Origin of the sequence: Shewanella sp. MBTL60-007 (genome assembly GCF_019654915.1) — a bacterium.
Lineage (GTDB): Bacteria > Pseudomonadota > Gammaproteobacteria > Enterobacterales > Shewanellaceae > Shewanella.
The window spans coordinates 1-20,418 of sequence record NZ_BPET01000054.1 but is presented as its reverse complement, the minus strand read 5'-3'; the positions used below and the strand labels follow the sequence as shown (position 1 = coordinate 20,418).

Below are 20,418 nucleotides of genomic sequence, written 5' to 3'. Positions count from 1 at the left end.
TAGGAATTAGGATACTTCATATGCCAACTCAACAGAATTTAGGTATTTCAGGGCGCATTGCTAACGCCTTTCAATCCAGTGCTATCACCCCATTATTGGCGCTATTAGGCTTATTACTGGGAATTTTTGCGGTTATCGTTACCCCTAAAGAAGAAGAGCCGCAAATCGATGTTACCTTTGCCGACGTATTTGTCCCCTTCCCAGGCGCAACGCCCCGTGAAGTGGAAAGCTTAGTTACTCTGCCAACCGAGCAGATAATCTCTGAAATTAAAGGTATAGACACCCTCTACTCATTTTCACAACCAGACGGTGCACTCTTCATCGTGGTCTTTGAGGTTGGCGTTGCTCGCAACGATGCCATTGTAAAGCTCTACAATCAAATCTACTCAAATCTAGACAAGCTGCCGCTCGCAGCAGGTGTCGGTGAGCCGTTGATAAAACCCCGCGGTATCGATGACGTACCGATTGTAAGTCTCACCCTATGGTCGAAAGACAGTTCGATTTCAGCCGAAATGCTGACCCATGTCGCTAACGGCTTAGAAACCGAGATAAAGAGGATCCCAGGCACAAGAGAGATTAGCTCTGTAGGCGATCATCAACTTAGCCTCAACGTGAGAATCGATCCGGTTAAGATGAACTATTTCAATGTCTCATTTGATGAAATAAATCAAAGCCTCAGCAATAACAACCATATCTCGATGCCAAGTTCGCTGGTTCAAGGCAATCAGGAGATAAAGGTCCAAGCTGGCCAGTTCTTACAAAATATTGAAGACGTAAAGCAGCTAGTCGTTGCAGTGAAACAAGACAGTGACGGACACTCTAGCCCTATCTTTCTAGCTGACTTTGCCGATATTACCCTCAATGCAGATCTGCCTGTAAAAAGTGCATGGCATGGCGACAAGCAAGAAATCTACCCCGCGGTAACCATCGCCATAGGTAAGCAGCCGGGCAAAAATGCCGTCGATGTGGCCAACGTTATCATGGATAGAGTGAATAAAGTGCAAAATGTGCTCATACCTGAGGGCGTCGAAGTCACTGTCTCACGCAATTATGGTGAAACCGCTGGAGACAAAGCTAACACTCTGATATTAAAGTTAGTGTTTGCTACCGCCGCAGTAGTTATTTTGGTCTTAATGACAATGGGTGTCAGAGAGGCTGTTGTAGTAGGTATTGCTATCATCATCACCTTGGCACTGACCCTGTTTGCCTCTTGGGCTTGGGGCTTCACGCTCAACCGAATATCGCTGTTTGCGCTCATTTTCTCCATCGGCATATTAGTAGATGATGCCATCGTTGTTGTTGAGAACATTCACCGGCATATGGCAATGGGCAAACGTTCTTTCTCAGAGCTAATTCCTGTCGCCGTTGACGAGGTTGGAGGCCCAACCATACTAGCAACCTTTACTGTGATCGCAGCACTACTGCCGATGGCTTTTGTATCAGGCTTGATGGGGCCCTATATGAGCCCAATACCGATCAATGCCAGTATGGGAATGCTTATCTCTCTTGCGGTGGCATTTATGATCACCCCTTGGTTAAGCCGAAAACTCCTAAAGCACTCTCAGCCCTCACACAACGAAGAGCAACAAGCACAAGGGTTCATGTTTAAACTGTTTAACCGTTTAATTGGTCCCTTTGTTCGAGGTAAAAATGCCAGAAAGGCAAGACTGGGCTTAGCGGCGGGGATTTTCATCCTCATCGCGGGAGCCGTTGTGCTACCCATGGCAAAATTAGTAGTACTGAAGATGTTGCCCTTCGATAACAAGTCAGAGTTTCAAGTGATGGTTGACTTGCCTGAAGGCACCCCCGTTGAGCAGACACAAAAAGCACTCAAAGAGTTAGGCCGTTACCTTAATCAAGTAGAAGAGGTGGATAATTATCAGCTCTACGCAGGCACCAGTGCACCGATGAACTTTAATGGTTTAGTACGTCATTACTTCCTGCGCCAAACTCAGGAGTTAGGTGATATTCAGGTTAATTTAGTCGATAAAAAACATAGAGACAGAGATAGTCACAGCATCGCACTATCGGTGCGAGCACCACTGCAGGCAATTGGTGACAAGTACAATGCCAACGTGAAAGTGGTTGAAGTGCCACCGGGACCACCTGTTTGGTCGCCAATTTTGGCCGAAGTTTATGGTCCCAGTGAAGCCATTCGTGAGCAAGCCGCTAATCAGTTACTTGGGCTGTTTAAAGAGACCAAAGATGTGGTCGATATCGATATATTCTTACCGGAGTCAGCATCAAAATGGCAAGTGATGATAGACCGAAGCAAAGCTAGCTTGCTTGGTGTTCCCTACAGCCAAATTGTTGACTTAGTCTCGACTGCTGTCGGTGGTAAGAACATTAGCTATCTCCACAAGGAGAATCAGAAACACCCAGTGCCGATTAAAATTCAGCTTCAAGAGGGAGCCAAGGTTGATTTAGAACAAGTATTGAACCTGACGCTGCGCAACAGCAGTGGCCAAGCCATTCCTGTCTCTGAATTAGTTAGAATCGTCAAAGGCAATATCGATACTCCAATTATCCATAAAAATATGATCCCGATGATCATGGTAGTTGCCGATATGGCAGGTCCCTTGGACAGTCCGCTGTACGGCATGTTCGATATGGTAGGTCAGATAAAGGGGACGCAAGGCTCAGCTTTAGACTCTAATTTTGACTTTGAACAGCACTTCATCAGCCAGCCTAGTGGACTCGATAGTGTCGCGGTACTCTGGGATGGAGAATGGAAAGTGACCTATGAAACTTTCCGCGATATGGGTATTGCTTATGCAGTGGGCATGATTGCCATCTACCTGCTAGTTGTTGCTCAGTTTAAGTCTTATAGCGTGCCGCTGATTATCATGGCGCCTATTCCATTAACCATCATTGGAGTAATGCCAGGCCATGCCTTACTCGGTGCGCAATTTACCGCCACCTCTATGATAGGAATGATAGCCCTTGCGGGGATTATAGTTCGTAACTCGATTCTTTTGGTGGACTTTATTCATCAAGAAACCGCTGCAGGCATCCCCTTTGAGCAAGCAGTTATCCACTCAGGGGCCGTTAGGGCTAAACCCATCATGTTAACTGCATTTGCGGCAATGATAGGTGCGCTATTTATCATAGATGACCCGATTTTTAACGGGCTTGCCATAAGCCTTATCTTCGGCATCTTAATTTCCACCCTATTAACGCTCGTGGTGATCCCAGTGCTTTATTACGCAGTAATGAGAAAGCGCTATCAGTAATGTTAACGATGGCGGTACACACCGTCATCGTCACTTAATCAATCAGTATACAAGGAGTAATTATGTCAATTGAACGCGCCATTATGGCATTTGCAGGTTTTATGGTTTTACTATCAATAGTCCTAACTGTATGGATTAATGATAATTTTATCTGGCTCACCGTTTTTGTTGGAGCTAATTTATTTCAAAGCGCCTATACTGGATTTTGTCCGGCAGCAATAATTATGCGCAAGTTAGGCTTTAAATCTGAAGCTCAGCTAGCCACTGCCAATAAAAATTAAATAACGATAGATAAAGGTATATTGATGAGTAACGCTTTTAATTCACAGCATAAACTGCCTAAAAACCTAGCTTGGTTATTAGGGCTAAGTGTTTTACTAATAATGTTTAGCTCTTTGGCATCGGCCGCAGATCAAGACGCTAAAGTTGCTTGGCAAAAGATTGAGGCTGGTGCTTTAGTCGTTGACGTTCGCACGCCAGAAGAGTTTGCTCAGGGACACCTACCAAACGCCATCAATATACCTTATGAGCAAATTAATACCGCCTTTAGCAACAAGCAAATCGCAAAGGACCGTTCTGTAGTGGTTTATTGCCGTAGTGGCAATCGCAGCGGAATCGCTAACCAGATGTTAGTCCGCGAAGGCTACACTAACGTTTATAATGGCGGCGGCTACCAGATGCTAATGAGCCAGAAACAGTAGTTCAGCTTAAAGTTTAATAAAAGACCTAAAATATTTTTATTTTAGGTTTTTTGTTTCTGAGAGCTTACTCCCGGCTCCAAAAACAAAGTCGAACAGTGCTTATAACTAAATTACAAACTTAAACCTCACAAAAATCTATAAAAAGCCAAAAACCAATAGATAAAACCAAAACCTAGATTCCATTTAGGTATAAGTTATAACTTTAACCTTGAGTTATGTTTATATCGTAATTTCATGCACTTACATTTAGCCTCAACTAATTTAGCAATAAAGACTATTATATCCAATCATGTCCCCCCACCCTAACAGACGCATAAAAAAGCAAATAAGCAGCATAAAGTTTTACCCCAAAGCTAAAGTAGTAAAATAATTATTCGCGTAAAGAAATCTATCCATTCCCCGTCCCTTCCCGCCACCATGTTAACAATTCATTTACAAAAACCATTTGACTAGATACATTTCTCGCCGCAACCACAGAAACTTGAATAATATTCTGTAGGTAGCACTAAAAATAACAAGATATTCTAAATGACATGGAAGACAGTAATGACAATAAAAAATATATCGAGAGCAGCGTTATCGCTTTCTGTACTTTCGCTGGCGATCTCTGCGAGTGTAAATGCAGCCCCATCATTTGATCCTCAGCTACTAAATAACGGTTCACAAGTGGGTACAGGTAACCCGTTACCCAAACGCTATATCGTTAAGTTTAAGCGCGCCGATGGCATCAACGGCTTTGCCCAATCGAGTAACGGTATTGCAGATGCCCAATACCAGCCAAGAAGCAATGAGGTTTTCTCTCATTTCCGCGCACTTAACAGCGTTGCAGCCAAAGAGATGAAACGCATCGGTCGCAGTAATAGCTACTCAGTAAAACTCGATAATAAAAGACTACAAGAACTTAGGTTTCGCGCCGATGTCGACTATGTAGAAGAAGATGTACCACGTCGACTGCTGTCAGAAACAACACCATGGGGGCAAACCTACGTTGGCGCTACTGTTTTAAGCGATAGCCAAGCGGGCAACCGCACCATCTGCATTATCGACTCGGGTTATGATCGTGGCCATAACGATCTCAACGCTAATAATGTCTCTGGCACAAATAATTCAGGCACAGGAAATTGGTTCGAGCCCGGCGCGAATAATGCTCACGGTACCCACGTTGCCGGCACCATTGCCGCCATAGCAAACAATGAAGGGGTTGTCGGTGTCATGCCCAACCAAAATGCCAATATCCACGTGATTAAGGTATTTAACTCAGATGGGTGGGGCTACTCCTCATCACTTGTTTCAGCGGTGGATACCTGCGTAAACAATGGCTCCCATGTCGTTACCATGAGTCTAGGTGGTTCAAGCTCAAGTAATACTGAAAGAAATGCTCTCGCCGCCCACGCAGACAACGGCGTGCTATTAATCGCAGCTGCTGGCAATGATGGTAACAGTAGCCATAGTTATCCCGCTTCATACGATTCAGTGATGTCGGTTGCTGCCGTTGATAGCAATAAAGACCATGCCGCATTCTCGCAATACACTGACCAAGTTGAGATCTCAGGCCCGGGTGAGGCCATTTTATCAACGGTAACCCGAGGCGAAGGTCGCCTCGCCGATATCACCGTTGCGGGACAGTCATATTTTGACAACGGGGTCGTTCCCCATAATCGATATGTTCAATCGGGTTCTAGTCATGTTAGCTCACCGATTCTTGGGAGTGTAACCGCTACACTTGCTGAATGTTCAGTTAGTGGCAGCACATTTAATTGCGACGATATGAGCAACAAGATCTGTTTAGTCGAACGTGTCGGTAATCAAGGTAGCAGCTACCCAGAAATTAATGCCGTTAAAGCCTGTAAAGCTGCTGGTGCAAGCGCAACCATTGTCTACAGTAATACAGATCTGCCCGGTTTACAGAACCCTTTCTTGGTGGACAGTAGTAATGAAGCGCCCATCGTATCGGTCTCGGTAGATCGCGCAACGGGCTTAGCACTTAGAAATCAAATCGGCAGCAGCGTTACCGTTACAAATACCGATAATGAAGACTATGAGTACTATAACGGTACTTCAATGGCCACACCACACGTATCGGGGGTGGCAACACTCGTTTGGAGCCACCATACCCAGTGTAGTGCCGCGCAGATCCGAGAAGCCCTTAAAGCAACGGCTGAAGATCTTGAAACAGCGGGACGCGATAACAAGACCGGCTTTGGCCTAGTCAATGCTGATGCAGCAAAGGCCTATCTCGATGAGTCATGTACAGGCCCGACCGATCCGGGATCAGGCCCTGGCGACAATGTGCTAGTTAACGGTGTGGTAAAAACAAACCTTGCGGGCGCGAAGAGTGATGAACTGCATTACTACATTGATATTCCTGCAGGTGCGTCCGATCTGAGCTTTAATATGAGCGGCGGAAGCGGCGACGCAGATCTCTATGTGCAGTATGGCGCAGCACCGACAACGGCTAACTATGACTGCCGTCCTTGGAAAGGAGGAAACACAGAGTCATGCCCTATCACAAATGTGCAAACTGGCACCTATTATGTGATGGTTCAAGGTTATAGCGCTTTTAGTGGCGTAAACCTTGTTGCTAGCTATAGTGAGTCCACTGGCGGCGGAGAGACAGGCGGTGCGGTAACTTACACCAATACCAATAGCTACGCTATTCCAGATAACAGCAGCGTGGGTGTAGAGAGTACAATCTCAGCCGCTCGCACAGGTGACTCAGGTACTGTCTCAGTAAAAATCGATATCAGTCACACCTATATTGGCGATCTACAAGTAGAGCTTCATAGCCCATCGGGGCAAGTCGCAGTACTGCACGACAATAGTGGCGGCAGTGCCAACGATATCGTTAAAACATATACTGTCGATATGTCGGGTGTAGACTCGGCTGGTGACTGGAAACTTAAAGCCGTAGACAGTGCTCGACGCGATGTTGGTACCATAAACTCATGGCAGCTAAGCTTCCAATAACAAGCAAATGACGTTACAAAAGAGAGCCGTACGGCTCTCTTTTTTTGCAATATTAAGCTCAAGACCTGTTATTAATAAGCTGATATAATTAACTCATTCAGGTAAGTACCAACAAGACAATTGCAATAAGACTATGACTCAAGTAAACAACCCACTCCACGGCATTAAGCTCGAAGACTTATTAACGGATCTTGTCGATCATTATGGTTGGGAAGAATTAGGTAGACGTATCGATATTCGCTGCTTTAATCATGACCCAAGCATTAAGTCGAGTTTAAAGTTTCTGCGTAAAACTCAATGGGCAAGAGATAAAGTGGAATACCTTTATTTAAAGATGAACAAACTGCCTTTACCTGCGCCAAGAGTGCGCTCTGACGATGAGTTTGTTAATAAGCCGCAAAAATCGAAAGAACCATTACCTGAGATCAATGCAAAGATTTGGGGTAAATAATCCCAATTTAAACTAACGCATAGTGTAGTGGCTTAACTTTTTGTTAAGCCACTCTACCTAGATGGGGAATTCAAAAATTAAACGCCATACCTCAACCCCATCGCCAGCGCGGTAACTTAAACCAAAGCGTTCAATATTAATTAAGTCCCAGCCTACTGGCTTGGAAAACGCAAAGGTTAAACCAACCTCAAGGCTACTGGCCACCAGCACATCCTCTTCAAATGGTGTGGTGAACTTTAAGCGATCGAAATACCAATAGCCCGCAACAAAAAAACGGGGCTCAGCTTCGACTCCCCCCATCTGGAAAAAGTAATTTGTCCCGATATCGACACCCGATTGCACCGCAGAGTAAGTTTCACTCGCACCATCATTTAAGGTGCTATAGCCAGCAAAAAAGATTCGGTTCACCCACAGGGGGTTACTATCACCAAAATCAAAGTTGAGCAGGCTAGACATGCCAGCCGAATAGATAACAACATCGTTGCCATTGGTAAAGTTAGTGCCAAAACCTAGATCGGCGTAAGTTTGAAACTCATGGTTATCAGCATTTTTTACCCTGTACTCGAGCCCTGGGGTAACGCTTAGGGTACCAACACTCGAAGGGAATTCACCGTCTGGTAAGTCACTCCAAGTAAAATTGAAGAACCCCATAGATATCGGCGTTCGTAATACCAAAGACTCCTCTTCGGAGCGCTCAAGATCAAAACTGAGTGGAATATTAACGACTGTCGCATTTTGGCCAGCAGTGCGGTAGATACCGCTGCCCAAATAGTTCGAGAAAGCATAGTGGCTGTAATCAGTTTCCGCACCAACAGGTAAACCAATTAATAGCAGCAAAACAGAAAGGACTCGTAAACGGGTCATAGATCGATTTTAAATTTAATTAAACTCTAATAGATAACCCGAATATAGCGATATAGCAGGGGAAAAGCCAAAAAAATTAAGGCTTTCCCTATCAAACTCAGTCTTTGTCGCCATCGATAAAGTGATGCTCAGACATCATATGCCCCAGCTGAGTCGACTTAGTCTTGAGGTAGCCTTCGTTATAGCGGTTCTTGCCCACTTGCAATGGCACTCGCTCAACAACTTCTAAGCCAAAGCTTTGCATCGCCTTCACTTTACGCGGGTTATTGGTCATTAAGCGTACTTTATCGACACCGATCTTTTCCATCATAGGGATGATCATGTCATATTTACGCATATCGGCCTCAAAGCCTAAACGCTCGTTAGCTTCGACGGTATTCGCACCTTGATCTTGCAGTTCATAAGCACGGATTTTATTAAGCAAACCGATGCCACGACCCTCTTGGCGCAAATAAAGAATAAACCCTTGCCCCTCTTCGGCGATATTTTGCATCGCTGTTTGTAGCTGAAAACCACAGTCACAACGTAAGCTAAATAGCGCATCACCAGTTAAACATTCCGAATGAATACGCCCAAGGATAGGTGTGTCTGGGGGAAATGTACCAAAGGTAAGCGCTACGTGCTCTTTACCTGTCTCGCTATCTTCAAAGCCATGCATTTCGAAAACACCCCAAGGGGTCGGTAATTTTGAAGACGCGATATATTTAATCGACATGAAAAAACCTTAACGACAACTCTCATTCCATGAGACTGCAAACGTCCTGATAAAGAAAATAAATGCTTGAGACGATACTCTTGCTAGCTCAATGATTCAATCAGCCTATGACTTAAACGCTAATTAATTCGCCATAGACTAAACTTGAGTCAGCATAAGCCCAGTGCTTAAAGATAACCTTGAAGCGGCTCACTAAATGAATAACAAAAAGCGCTTAAAACTCTTTAGGTGCAAAGCCTGTCACTTGCTTAATGCCCATTTCACGACCTAAAGCTGTCATAGGGTGTACAACGACCAAGCCCTTTACTGACTTTTTCAATTTACCCATGTCAGCCTGTTCGGTTTTCGTTAGCACTCGACTAAATTTGAGGCCAGAAACAGTGCTACCTTGCTTACTCAGCTCACGTGTTTGCTGACCTTTAACGCTACTAATACGTTTAGTTAAAGCAGCAATCTCCTGCTTAAACTGCATAATAACAGTCGGGTCACCACGCTTTTCAGCGGCTGCTAGCTTACGACGAAATCTGTCTAACTTATCGTTGAGCGTTTGCAGCTCCTGCTTTAAATTCATTTACAAACCTTAAATTCAAATCTAAATAACACGTCTAGAAACAAAAACAGCCTCAGTTAACTGATGCTGTTTTGCCATTAATTGCCACATTATAACAGTATCCAAGGCCATTTTGCCTAGGTTTATAGCAAGCTTATCTGAGATAGTGGATTTCTTGGTTACTGCTGCCCCTAAATAATAAGCTAGGATCGGCAAGAGACTGCTCAAACTTGCCATCTACAACAACGTTGACTATGTCGACTATCTCTTGCTGTGCGGCGCTCAAATTCCCTAAGGTATAACCTGTCCACAGCCAGATATCTTTACCAGGGCATTGCTCTCTCACCCGCTTAACTAGTGACAATATCGCCTCTAAATTGGCTGGAAATAGCGGGTCGCCTCCTGATAGCGATAGACCGCGGCGCTTAATACGCTCATCATTTAGATCATCAATAATGCGTTGCTGCATCTGCTCATCAAATAGATGTCCTGAACAGGGATTCCAAGTGGACTGATTGTAACAGCCGCGGCACTGATGCTCGCAACCCGAGACAAAAAGGGTGGCACGTGTACCCGGCCCATTAATAACATCTGTTTGATAATATTGATGATAATTCATTATTAACTCATTCCAGCTAAAGAGATAAAAAAGGCGCTGATAACAGCACCTTTTTATTTAGAGAGCGAGCAGCAGCTTATAAGTGCTTAACGCGACGCTTAACTTCTTCCTGCTTACCATAGTTAAATGGTCTTGCATCAGGGCTGCCTAAGTAGCCACATACACGCCGTGTTACCGATACACGGCTTGGCTCATGGTTACCACATTTTGGACAGGTAAAGCCTTTGCTAGTACAGCTAAACTCACCTGTATAACCACAGTCGTAACACTCATCGATTGGGGTATTAGTACCATAATAAGGCACTCTGCTATAGCTGTAATCCCACACATCTTCTAACGCTTCAACGTTATTTTGCATGTTAGGGAACTCGCCGTAGCAAATAAAGCCACCATTCGCTAGCTCAGGGTATGGCTGTTCAAAGTCGATCTTGTCGTAAGGGTTAACTTGCTTTTCAACATCCAAATGGAAGCTGTTTGTGTAATAGCCCTTAGCTGTCACGCCATCAACAACACCGAATACTTTAGTGTCTAGGGCACAGAAACGGCTACACAAGTTCTCACTTGGTGTGCTGTATAAGCTAAACGCGTAACCAGACTCTTTCTTCCAGTCTTCAGTCGCTTGCTTCATGTACTTAATCACTTCAATAGCTTTTTCACGCAGCAATTCACTGTCGTAAACATGCTCTTCAGTGCCATAAAGTGCATTAATGGTTTCGTGTAATCCGATATAACCCAAAGAGATCGATGCGCGGCCGTTCTTAAAGATCTCAGAGATATCATCATCGGCGCGTAAACGCACACCACAAGCACCTTCCATATATAGGATTGGTGCGACGCGAGCCTTAACGCCTTCTAGACGCGCGATGCGTGTATCTAAGCCCTTACGAGCGATAAGTAGACGCTGATCTAGAATACGGTAAAATTCGGCTTCATCACCATTTGCTTCTAGTGCAATACGTGGCAAGTTAAGGCTGACAACACCGAGGTTGTTACGGCCTTCATGAACTAGCTCGCCATCTTGCTCAAACGTACCAAGGAAACTACGGCAACCCATAGGTGTCTTGAACGAGCCTGTAACTCTTTCTACTTGCTCATAGTTGAGGATATCTGGATACATACGAGTCGACGCACACTTCAGCGCCAACTGCTTGATATCGTAGTTACAATCGCCAGTCTTGTGGTTAATGCCATCACGAATAGCAAATACCAGCTTAGGGAATACCGCAGTTTTACGGTTCTTACCAAGACCAGCAATACGCACCTTCATCATAGACTGTTGAATTAAGCGTGACTCCCAAGAGGTGCCTAGACCAAATCCGAAGGTTACGAATGGCGTTTGGCCATTAGCGGTATGCAGAGTATTCACCTCATACTCTAATGACTGGAATGCGTCGTGACACTCTTTCTCTGTTTGTGCTGTGGCAAACGCTTTAGCATCAGTAATGCCCCAAGTCAGAGCCACTTGGTAATGCTTGTCATAGCTCTTAGCAACGAACGGCGCTAATACTTCGTCGATACGGTTGATGGTGGTGCCGCCATAGATATGGCTCGCCACTTGAGCGATGATCTGCGCGGTAACAGCCGTTGCTGTAGAAATCGACTTAGGTGTTTCAATTTCTGCGTTACCCATCTTAAAGCCCTGGGTTAACATGCCGCTTAAATCGATTAGCATACAGTTAAACATTGGGAAGAACGGCGCATAATCTAAGTCGTGGTAATGGATCTCACCAGACTCATGGGCTGCAACCACGTCTTTTGGCAGAATGTGGCACTTGGCGTAATGCTTAGCCACAATGCCCGCTAAAAGATCGCGCTGAGTCGGGATCACTTTAGAGTCTTTGTTCGCGTTCTCGTTTAACAAAGCGGCATTGCTTTGCTCAACCAGACCACGGATCTCTTTATTTAGGCGGCTGCTAACTTCGCGCTTAATGTCACGATCATGACGGTATTCAATGTAAACACGCGCCAAAGATTTATGTGGGCCTTCCATCAGCAAGTTTTCAACTGAATCTTGTAGATCGTGAATGTTCACTTCTTCTAAATCAGATACAGTTTGACTTACTTTTTCTGCAACTTGTTGTGCATATTCAGCGCACTCAATACCTACCGAGTTAGCAGCTGCTATCACGGCATCTTTAATCCTTGTTTCGTCAAAAGGCGTACGGTAACCATCCCGTTTAATAACCACTGGCATTGTATAAATCCTCTTCGGCTCGCTAATCAAAGCAACACTACATATAGTGCTGCTTTTTCTATAAATCACAATATGTGGCGCATTAAGCTATAAAATAAGAACGGATACATTGATCCAGATCATACTTTTAAAAGAGGAAGACAATAAGAAAACAGTTCTGTCTATAAACCCGCTTATCTAAAAATATGCCCTTGACGGCGACCTAGAAGCGGGCTAGTAACAGGATAATTGAGGTATAAATTGTGGATAAAAATCTAATGCCTTTTCGCCAAGGCAAGGTAGCTGTTGAGCTGACCATTTTCTTGCTGATGCTCGCCCGTCATAGAAGCGAGTTGCATCAAAGATTTAAGCCCTTTGTACTGATTAGCTTGGGCTTCACTCAGAGGTTTTTCAGAATTTAACAACTCGGTGATATGACTTGAAACACGGTTAGCTTTCTGAGCAACTAATGGCGATTGAGAGATATCCATCGCTCCCATGACCCACTTTGCATCATCTAACATCGCAGCTAGCTTTTTGTCGTCTTCACTATCGCTCAAGCCTGCGCGTTGCTCATCAATAAAGTCAGCTAGCGATTGTTCATCGGCAGGCGGAATTTCAAAGCCACTATTAGACAAGCGGTTCAACTGCCCTTCAGATAAAATACCATCTTGATACAGTCGCTGGATAAGGGCAGGCAATTGCGCCGAGGTGAAAGTCCCGCCTTTAAAGAAGTCATTTGCCATCGCTTCGATTTTTTGCGCTCGCTCGGCACGGCCCGACAACACTAAGGTATTGTCACTCTTTGTCAGCTCTGTAGCGGCGACTTGAGTCGTCTTAGCCCCTTGGGCAGTGACATTTTCGGTATTAGCAACATTTGACTGGCCATTATTCACGCCATAGGCATCAGATAGCGTATTGGTGTTTACTGCGGTGTTGATACTGCTAAGTAGATTCATCGTCAAAAAGCCGGCGTTAAATGATAATTACCTCGTTAAAGCATTTAACGTGCCGACTTATCGACTTGAAAACCAACTGATTATTTTTGCGTCAACTCATGGGTTAAAGAGAGACATAAGGCTCTTAGTGACTCCACTTGCTCGTCGGTCATATTGACCTTATCAAGCAAGGTTTGCTTTAGCGCCAAGGCTTCCAACTTAAGCTTATGGCCAGCTTCTGTCAGTACAATCACCTTTTTACGTTCATCGGTTTCATCGGCTAGGCGCTGCAAAAATCCTTTAGCTTCAAGGCGTTTAACAATAGGTGTTAATGTGCCCATATCGAGACGTGTGGATCTAGATATATGTGTCAGGCTCACTCTGTCATGCAACCACAAAGACTGCATCACTAAATATTGGGGATACGTTAGCTCATACCGTTCCAGTAACGGCCTATAGGCTCTCATCAAGGCGTTTGCCGCAGTATAAAGCGCAAAGCAAACGTTATCAGAAAGACTGGGATCGGCAGTATTGTTTGAGTCGTTGTTGGTCACAGCAGTTAAGCTTAGGCAAGTCAGGAATGCCGCTAATATTAACTCACATTTAGGGTTGAAACTAGCTTGTGCACAATCTGTTTGTTAGCAGGCTATTTGCCACCAAATAGTTGGCGCGCAAAGTAATTGCAAAATAAATTTTACCAGCCTATGATACTGACAATTACTTTGCGCACAAATCAAATTAAGGAATGACATGAATATCCAAGAAATTCAATTGAAGTCTCGCCCTGAAGGCATGCCTAGCGCCGATAACTTTGTCCAAGCGGAAGAACAGCTCTCCTCCATAAAGCAAGGTGAGTTCCTAGTCAAAAATTTATGGATGTCTGTCGACCCTTACATGCGTGGTCGTATGATTGACAGAAAAAGTTACATTGCGCCTTTCGAGATAGGAAAAGTATTAGAAGGCGGCGCAATTGGTGAAGTCATCGAGTCTCTCAACCCTAATTTCCCCATTGGCAGTAAAGTCAGCAGTATGCTTGGCTGGCGCAGTCACTTTGTTAGTGACGGTTCAGATATCACGGTTTTGCCCGATACGCCAATTTCAGAGTCGCATTTCCTCGGTGTTCTCGGTATGCCTGGCATGACAGCTTGGACCGGTCTCAATCGTATTGCACAATTAAAAGCAGGTGAAACCCTATTTGTCTCTGCAGCTTCTGGCGCAGTAGGCAGTGTAGTGGCGCAAATAGGAAAACTCATGGGAGCCCGTGTCGTTGCCTCTGTTGGTTCGGACGAAAAGGTACAATATCTCACCTCATTAGGTGTCGACGCAGTGATTAACTATAAAACCTGTGGCGATCTAGACATAGCACTTGGCAAAGCTGCGCCAGAAGGGATTGATGTCTATTTTGAAAATGTTGGGGGTGAACACCTCAGCGCTGCACTCAATCATATGAAAGATCACGGCCGAATCGCCGTGTGTGGCATGATAGCCCAGTACAATGACACGACGCCCACTCCTGGCCCCAGCAATCTTGCACAGATCATTATTAAAAAGTTAAAAATTGAAGGCTTTATCGTATTCGAACATTGGGACCATTACCCCCAGTTTGCAAAGCAGATGGGACAATGGCTAGCCGAAGGCAAAGTGCATGCCGAGCAAACTATTTATGAGGGTTTAGAAAATGCCCCCAATGCATTTATTGGGCTGTTTGAAGGTAAAAACCGCGGTAAAATGGTGGTAAAACTGGCTTAAATTCGGCCTATAGCGCCAATACTCAATCAAAGTAAAAAGGGCCAATGGCCCTTTTTGCTTATACCGATTGGTATTAGAACTCATCGCAAATTTACGCCGTATGTTGAGCCAGTGCAGCCTCAATCAAATGCGCGACTTTCTCAACCGCGGCTTCACCCGCAGCTATCGCCTCTTCGGCACGGTGAAACTCCATAGTACCTATATCCCCCATATCCGGCACAATGCAGATATCTGGCGGATCGCCCATCAAACGCGCTCTTTTATGGCGCTGCTCTAGAATATCCATAGATTGCGACATCACTGCCAGCATTCCAGGGTTGGGGTTTTGAGGTGTGCCCGCTTTATGGCCCAAAGAGAATTTATCTGTTAGACCGGTAATATAGTCACGACCTCGAGCCAAGAGATCGGTAAACCCTTTGTCTTGGTGCTGCTCAGCTTCTTGCACTTCTTCTATCGTTGGCTTATTACTCTTCATACTGACAGGTAAAACTTGCATCCGCCCACGACGTAACCCGTGAAGATCCACAGCTATCACTAAATCTACGCCCATGGCTCGACTAACAGAAACTGGCACAGGGTTGACGACAGCGCCATCGACTAGCCAACGCTCACCCACTTTCACTGGCGGTAAAATACCTGGCATAGAGCAAGATGCGCGCACAGCATGGCGTAAGTCCCCTTCCCTAAACCATATCTCTTGGCCAGAATATAAGTCGGTCGCGACCGCCGCAAACGGCTTGTTTAAGTCTTCAATCTGTAGATCACCAATGCGTCTCTGTAAGAGGTCAAAGACACGCTCACCACCGATAAGTCCGCCTTTACCCCAGCTCAGATCCATCAAGCCAAGTACATCCCAACTGCTAAAGCTACGTACCCACTGCTCAAGCTCTTCTAGGTGACCATTTGCATAGGCAGCCCCCACAAGAGCACCTATTGAACAACCCGCTATTTTATCTGGGAAGACCCCCATCTTAGCTAAGCCATTTAGCACACCGATATGTGCCCAGCCTTTAGCAGCGCCACTGCCTAGGGCTAAACCGATACGTACTGCTTTTTTATTTGTCGACACGTGAAAATGACTCCATAGATCCGTTTCAAAAACAATTTAATAGTAAGGGCAATTCATTAACTATCAATGAACGCAAACGGAAAGAACTCCAAGAAAGTGCGCTATTTTAGCAGAGTTCTTAGGATTAGAAGAACAAAGTTGATGGGTATTCGTAGCGTATTGGTAAATCTGTAGGTTATAATACGCGGTCGTATCATTTATGGAGTACACCTTTGCAATTTACCGATTTCTCACTGGATCAACGCCTGTTACAGAGTCTCAAGCATATGGGGATAGACACCCCGACAGAGATTCAGCAGGAAGCAATTCCAGTCGCCCTTGCAGGCAAAGATCTAATGGCCTCTTCTAAAACAGGCTCAGGTAAGACATTGGCCTTTTTATTGCCGGCGATGCAGAGACTGATTTCGTGTAAAGCATTGAGTAAACGTGATCCTCGCGTGGTGATCTTATTACCAACCCGTGAGCTCGCCACTCAAGTGTACAGTCAGCTGCGTTTATTGGTCGCAAACACTCAGTTTAAAGCGATTAAAATCCTAGGTGGCGAGAATTTTAATGATCAAGCAAAAGCCTTATCCCGTGATCCACACTTTGTTGTGGCGACACCGGGCCGCCTAGCCGACCACCTTAAACAACATCACCTGCATCTAAACGGTCTTGAGCTGCTTATCTTAGACGAAGCTGACCGTATGCTCGATCTTGGTTTTGCCGAACAGCTAAAACAGATTAATAGTGCTGCCGACCATAAGCGTCGTCAAACATTGATGTTCTCGGCAACCTTAGATCATGGCGATGTCAATGAAATTGCCGCAGAGTTACTGAAAAACCCTGAACATGTCGCCATTGGTGCAGGTAACCTAGAGCACAAAGATATTACCCAGCGCATCTTCTTATGCGATCACTTAGATCATAAAGAAGCGATTTTGACTCGCATTCTAAAAGAAGAGCAGCAAAAACAGATCATCATCTTTACCGCCACAAGACAAGATACCGACCGCTTGGCGAAGAAGTTGGCCGATGATGGCTTTAAAACCGCCTCACTTAGCGGTGAGCTAAAGCAAGCGGCTCGTAACCAGATCATGGACGAATTTAGCCGTGGTATGCAGCAAATTCTCGTGACGACCGATGTTGCCTCTCGCGGACTGGATCTACTCAATGTATCGCTAGTCATCAACTTCGACATGCCTAAGTTTGCCGAAGAGTATGTCCACCGTATCGGCCGTACAGGTCGTGCGGGGGCAAAGGGCGATGCCATCTCGATTGTTGGTCCAAAAGACTGGGTTAACTTTACCCAAGTACAAACCTTCTTAAACAAGACATTCGGCTTTAGCGAGCTTGAAGGGCTTAAAGGCAAGTTCAGTGGCTTAAAGCCTAAAGCAGTGAATAAGCGTAAAGCTAAACCTGCTGTCGCTGCCAAGAAGAAAGCAGCCGCAGCCAAAAAGAAATCATCGGCAAAAGCGGCTGCTAATCGCGATAAGCGCTTTGCTACTGGCATCGATGTTGGTGATGCGCCAATGCTGAGAAAGCCTAAGTCTAAGCTTCAAGATACGCCGGAAGACTAAACCGCCCCTTCTACTCAGTGCATTGCGATGCCTTGAGTTAAATGAAAAGCCGCATTGAGTCATTCTCTCTGCGGCTTTTTTATTTTGCATCTCGCCTCTCCTCTTTAAGCGCTAGAGGAAACAAAGGCAAAAAGTTATTTGAATAACGCCTAAATCCACATTAAAACGCTGACCGTTTCGGGAAATAGCGTTACGGAAATAAACCACAAAATATTGTGAGATTGGGCTTTTAAAACCTCTACTTCGATAGCAACAAGGACGCCTATCAAGCGACTTACATAAAAAGTTAATTGAATAGCGCCCGAATCCACATTAAAACGCTGACCGTTTCGGGAAATAGCGTTACAATACCCGCAATATTGTTTTATTAAGGTTTATCATGAGAGTTTGTGGCGTAGAGTTAAAAGGTGGCGAAGCCATCATCAGTTTATTAAGTTATGAAGGCGAAACTTATAACGTGCCGGATTGCCGTCAAAAGTCGTTCGCGATTTCAAACTCTGAAAGCACTGAAACCATGCGTGATTTTCACTTTGCATTTGGCAAATTGATTGAAGACTACCGAGTCGATGAAATCGTGATTATCCAGCGTGAGCAAAAAGGTAAAGGCGCGGGCAGCGTAACTAGCTTTAAATTAGAAGCCTTGATCCAAATTTTACCTGTTCCTGTGTCTATCGTGTCGCCAGTGGCAATCAAAGAGCAGCTAAAGCGTAATCCACCTCAGGTTGATTTTGAAGGTCTAGAGCTAAAGCGTTTCCAAAAGAGCGCATTTGAAGCTGCTTATGCGTACCACAACATGACTATCTACAAGACTGACGAAGCATAAGCACTGTCACTGTCAATGGGCGCACTCAGGGCGCCCTTTTTATATCTTTAAATACATTCTTTCTCTTAAAGTATAGCTAGCCCATGCAAACACTCACCTACCTCGCCGGTTATTCAAGCGACATCCAACAGCAAGTTCAAAGCCTATTAGAGCAAGGTAAACTTGGGCAGTTTCTACTTAAGCGTCACCCAGACATCCATACGATTCGAACAGACAAAGCCCTGTACGACTACACTATCGCAATTAAAAACCAATATCTTCGAAAGTCTCAGCCGCTGTCGAAAGTGATCTTCGATGACAAGATCTCCCTAAGTCACCAAGCGCTAGGTTTACACTCTTATGTTGCCCGTAAACAAGGTGCCAAAATCAAGGCGAAAAATGAGATCCGCATCTCTTCGCGTCTTAAAAAGGTACCGGAAGGATTACTGAGAATGGTGGTGGTTCATGAGCTTGCTCATTTAAAAGAGAAAGATCATAACAAAGCCTTTTATCAGCTCTGCTGCCATATGGACGGAGATTACCATCAATTGGAGTTTGAACTAAGACTGCTACTGACCTTAATCGATGCCGAGCAAAATCCCTACCTTTAAAAAGAAAGCGAACTAGAAAATTACAGGTGAAGATAAACGCTTCATCCATTATCGCCACTATCATCATTATCACCATTAATCACCAACAAAACCTGAACGATAATGATTTTCATTTAAGTGATTTTAGATTACACTCTAAACCATTGAGCATATAGACATTCGCCGATTCTTTGGCTGACCAGTCATGAGTAGAGAATGATAGGTAAAGAGTGATGAGTGATGATTTAATTTACAAGCAGCAGAAATGTCGCCGTAAGCTGGCTAAGTATCAGCAAAAAATCAGTTATTACATTCAACTCAGTGATAGCGAGATCTCACTAAAAAAGCGCGCAGCAAAGCTGTATAAATATCGCTTAAAAGTTATCAAGCGCCAACTTAAGCTTAAGCGTATAGATGCACAAATTACCTTGTCCAGCGCCTACACTAAGCTTACTCCCGCAAATGATGCCGTTGTTAATATGCCAATATTTACCCAGCGCAATATCAACCTCACCTCCCCAGCTCAAACTGACTTGTATCGTCCCCATAAGGCTAAGCCCTGTAAAAGCTGCCCTGCTCTTCGTGGGAAAGCCTGCTTATGTGCGATGAAAAGCGAACAACGTCAACAAGCTTAGCTTCAGCCTTTGAATGAAGGCTTTTACATTTATTTTGGGGTTGGTGTTACCAAGTAGCCTGATCTGGATTATCGCTTCATTGTTATCAATCGCCTCCAGCGGGGTATGTGCAGACACTGCCGAAGCACGCCGCTAGTACGTGTAGGCTCAACGAAAACATCTGATGTGAATGGATTCACAAATGCCGCGGTGACATGGATGTCATAGAGTGGCCATGTTTTCAACGGCTTCAGCCGTATCTACACGTGGTAATTGGTGTACTCATTTAGCTTGATGTCTAACTTGGAAATGCCCCAAAGTTGGTTAGCCTTGGAACTATCAAGCTTCGCTTGACCAAAGTCGTGGCGCTTCGCCCACACCCGAGCCAAGGGGGAAAGCGCTTGTCCCCCTTAGCGAACCCTCAGCGCCCCAGACGAAGTTGTCTCCCTCGTACTTTTGGATAAATCGCTAACGCTTCCGATGGGGCATCCTGCCCCGCGAAAGCTACTCCGACATCCATGTCGGCATCACACGATTTATTCCAACGTACTTCGGCAACTCCGATGGGGAATTGGTGTTTCTTGTGAGTTTCGAGGCTTAGTTTTGCGCCGTTATGGGAGAAGCAATAAGCAGGAAAGAGCTGTGAAGAGCCTGTTGGCCTACTTTTACGAATCGATAAGTAATAATCACGAATTACTTTCGATTTAACATCAATACCAATGCTCACTTTGCTCATTTCTGTGCGCGTTTATCCAGCATGACTTTGATAGAGTCCTTATAAATCAATAGCTTTTATTCAGTAAAAATTAAATAATAGGTTTATT

18 protein-coding genes are annotated in these 20,418 nt (G+C 44.8%); 10 read left to right on the top strand and 8 right to left on the bottom strand.

The features are described from left to right. Positions 1-20 precede the first annotated feature (20 nt). The 5 genes from K5Q92_RS18380 (at position 21) to K5Q92_RS18360 (ending at position 7,352) form a co-directional block, all read left to right on the top strand. On the top strand, positions 21-3,233 hold the full coding sequence (locus K5Q92_RS18380) for an efflux RND transporter permease subunit (protein WP_220770343.1): 3,213 nt from the start codon (positions 21-23) through the stop codon (positions 3,231-3,233). A gap of 62 nt (positions 3,234-3,295) precedes the next feature. Beyond that, complete coding sequence (locus tag K5Q92_RS18375) at positions 3,296-3,514, top strand: DUF2892 domain-containing protein (RefSeq protein ID WP_220770342.1); 219 nt, start codon at positions 3,296-3,298, stop codon at positions 3,512-3,514. 24 nt (positions 3,515-3,538) lie between these two features. After that, positions 3,539-3,934 (top strand): rhodanese-like domain-containing protein, encoded by a 396-nt coding sequence (locus K5Q92_RS18370; RefSeq protein ID WP_220770341.1) that lies wholly within the window; start codon positions 3,539-3,541, stop codon positions 3,932-3,934. Between the two features lie 546 nt (positions 3,935-4,480). Continuing rightward, a complete protein-coding gene (locus K5Q92_RS18365) occupies positions 4,481-6,901 on the top strand; it encodes a S8 family serine peptidase (RefSeq protein WP_220770340.1) in 2,421 nt (806 codons plus the stop codon). A gap of 133 nt (positions 6,902-7,034) precedes the next feature. Continuing rightward, the gene (locus tag K5Q92_RS18360; RefSeq protein WP_220770339.1) at positions 7,035-7,352 is read left to right on the top strand and encodes a VF530 family DNA-binding protein; all 318 of its coding nucleotides are present in this window, start codon (positions 7,035-7,037) and stop codon (positions 7,350-7,352) included. A gap of 57 nt (positions 7,353-7,409) precedes the next feature. Here the strand turns inward: K5Q92_RS18360 and K5Q92_RS18355 are convergent, their stop codons facing one another. The 7 genes from K5Q92_RS18355 to K5Q92_RS18325 form a co-directional block, all read right to left on the bottom strand. After that, positions 7,410-8,216, bottom strand: a complete 807-nt coding sequence (locus K5Q92_RS18355; protein ID WP_220770338.1) for a hypothetical protein — start codon at positions 8,214-8,216, stop codon at positions 7,410-7,412. 97 nt (positions 8,217-8,313) lie between these two features. Then, positions 8,314-8,931: a GTP cyclohydrolase II gene (ribA, locus tag K5Q92_RS18350; RefSeq protein WP_220770337.1), complete on the bottom strand. Its 618-nt coding sequence runs from the start codon at positions 8,929-8,931 to the stop codon at positions 8,314-8,316. A gap of 214 nt (positions 8,932-9,145) precedes the next feature. After that, a complete protein-coding gene (locus tag K5Q92_RS18345) occupies positions 9,146-9,502 on the bottom strand; it encodes a YibL family ribosome-associated protein (RefSeq protein WP_220770336.1) in 357 nt (118 codons plus the stop codon). A 133-nt stretch (positions 9,503-9,635) separates the two neighbouring features. Further along, entirely contained in the window at positions 9,636-10,100 is a 465-nt protein-coding gene (gene nrdG, locus K5Q92_RS18340; RefSeq protein ID WP_220770335.1) for an anaerobic ribonucleoside-triphosphate reductase-activating protein, read from the bottom strand. Between the two features lie 76 nt (positions 10,101-10,176). Continuing rightward, positions 10,177-12,294 carry an anaerobic ribonucleoside-triphosphate reductase gene (nrdD, locus tag K5Q92_RS18335; protein WP_220770334.1) on the bottom strand — a complete coding sequence of 706 codons (2,118 nt, stop codon included), beginning with the start codon at positions 12,292-12,294 and terminating at the stop codon, positions 10,177-10,179. Positions 12,295-12,548: 254 nt separating this feature from the next. Beyond that, entirely contained in the window at positions 12,549-13,232 is a 684-nt protein-coding gene (locus K5Q92_RS18330; RefSeq protein WP_220770333.1) for a hypothetical protein, read from the bottom strand. 80 nt (positions 13,233-13,312) lie between these two features. Further along, complete coding sequence (locus K5Q92_RS18325) at positions 13,313-13,765, bottom strand: MarR family winged helix-turn-helix transcriptional regulator (RefSeq protein ID WP_220770332.1); 453 nt, start codon at positions 13,763-13,765, stop codon at positions 13,313-13,315. 196 nt (positions 13,766-13,961) lie between these two features. Here K5Q92_RS18325 and K5Q92_RS18320 point away from each other — a divergent pair, with 196 nt between their 5' ends. Then, positions 13,962-14,960: an NADP-dependent oxidoreductase gene (locus K5Q92_RS18320; protein ID WP_220770331.1), complete on the top strand. Its 999-nt coding sequence runs from the start codon at positions 13,962-13,964 to the stop codon at positions 14,958-14,960. 91 nt (positions 14,961-15,051) lie between these two features. Here the strand turns inward: K5Q92_RS18320 and rssA are convergent, their stop codons facing one another. After that, positions 15,052-16,029, bottom strand: coding sequence for a patatin-like phospholipase RssA (gene rssA, locus K5Q92_RS18315; protein ID WP_220770330.1), 978 nt, complete (start codon positions 16,027-16,029; stop codon positions 15,052-15,054). Positions 16,030-16,241: 212 nt separating this feature from the next. Between rssA and K5Q92_RS18310 the strand changes: the two genes are divergently transcribed. The 4 genes from K5Q92_RS18310 (at position 16,242) to K5Q92_RS18295 (ending at position 19,615) form a co-directional block, all read left to right on the top strand. Further along, the gene (locus K5Q92_RS18310) at positions 16,242-17,588 is read left to right on the top strand and encodes a DEAD/DEAH box helicase (protein WP_220770329.1); all 1,347 of its coding nucleotides are present in this window, start codon (positions 16,242-16,244) and stop codon (positions 17,586-17,588) included. Between the two features lie 379 nt (positions 17,589-17,967). Further along, entirely contained in the window at positions 17,968-18,411 is a 444-nt protein-coding gene (locus K5Q92_RS18305; RefSeq protein WP_220770328.1) for a DUF3010 family protein, read from the top strand. 83 nt (positions 18,412-18,494) lie between these two features. Continuing rightward, positions 18,495-19,001, top strand: a complete 507-nt coding sequence (locus tag K5Q92_RS18300; RefSeq protein ID WP_220770327.1) for a M48 family metallopeptidase — start codon at positions 18,495-18,497, stop codon at positions 18,999-19,001. A gap of 212 nt (positions 19,002-19,213) precedes the next feature. Further along, positions 19,214-19,615: a hypothetical protein gene (locus K5Q92_RS18295; protein ID WP_220770326.1), complete on the top strand. Its 402-nt coding sequence runs from the start codon at positions 19,214-19,216 to the stop codon at positions 19,613-19,615. Positions 19,616-20,418: the final 803 nt, after the last annotated feature.

Bases quoted from the DNA above. Each gene is read 5' to 3' on its own strand.
- K5Q92_RS18295 (WP_220770326.1), top strand. From the start codon at position 19,214: ATGAGTGATGATTTAATTTACAAGCAGCAGAAATGTCGCCGTAAGCTG.
- K5Q92_RS18365 (WP_220770340.1), top strand. From the start codon at position 4,481: ATGACAATAAAAAATATATCGAGAGCAGCGTTATCGCTTTCTGTACTT.
- K5Q92_RS18300 (WP_220770327.1), top strand. From the start codon at position 18,495: ATGCAAACACTCACCTACCTCGCCGGTTATTCAAGCGACATCCAACAG.
- K5Q92_RS18370 (WP_220770341.1), top strand. From the start codon at position 3,539: ATGAGTAACGCTTTTAATTCACAGCATAAACTGCCTAAAAACCTAGCT.
- K5Q92_RS18345 (WP_220770336.1), bottom strand. From the start codon at position 9,502: ATGAATTTAAAGCAGGAGCTGCAAACGCTCAACGATAAGTTAGACAGA.
- K5Q92_RS18320 (WP_220770331.1), top strand. From the start codon at position 13,962: ATGAATATCCAAGAAATTCAATTGAAGTCTCGCCCTGAAGGCATGCCT.
- ribA (WP_220770337.1), bottom strand. From the start codon at position 8,931: ATGTCGATTAAATATATCGCGTCTTCAAAATTACCGACCCCTTGGGGT.
- nrdG (WP_220770335.1), bottom strand. From the start codon at position 10,100: ATGAATTATCATCAATATTATCAAACAGATGTTATTAATGGGCCGGGT.
- nrdD (WP_220770334.1), bottom strand. From the start codon at position 12,294: ATGCCAGTGGTTATTAAACGGGATGGTTACCGTACGCCTTTTGACGAA.
- K5Q92_RS18380 (WP_220770343.1), top strand. From the start codon at position 21: ATGCCAACTCAACAGAATTTAGGTATTTCAGGGCGCATTGCTAACGCC.
- K5Q92_RS18355 (WP_220770338.1), bottom strand. From the start codon at position 8,216: ATGACCCGTTTACGAGTCCTTTCTGTTTTGCTGCTATTAATTGGTTTA.
- K5Q92_RS18305 (WP_220770328.1), top strand. From the start codon at position 17,968: ATGAGAGTTTGTGGCGTAGAGTTAAAAGGTGGCGAAGCCATCATCAGT.
- K5Q92_RS18360 (WP_220770339.1), top strand. From the start codon at position 7,035: ATGACTCAAGTAAACAACCCACTCCACGGCATTAAGCTCGAAGACTTA.
- K5Q92_RS18330 (WP_220770333.1), bottom strand. From the start codon at position 13,232: ATGAATCTACTTAGCAGTATCAACACCGCAGTAAACACCAATACGCTA.
- K5Q92_RS18375 (WP_220770342.1), top strand. From the start codon at position 3,296: ATGTCAATTGAACGCGCCATTATGGCATTTGCAGGTTTTATGGTTTTA.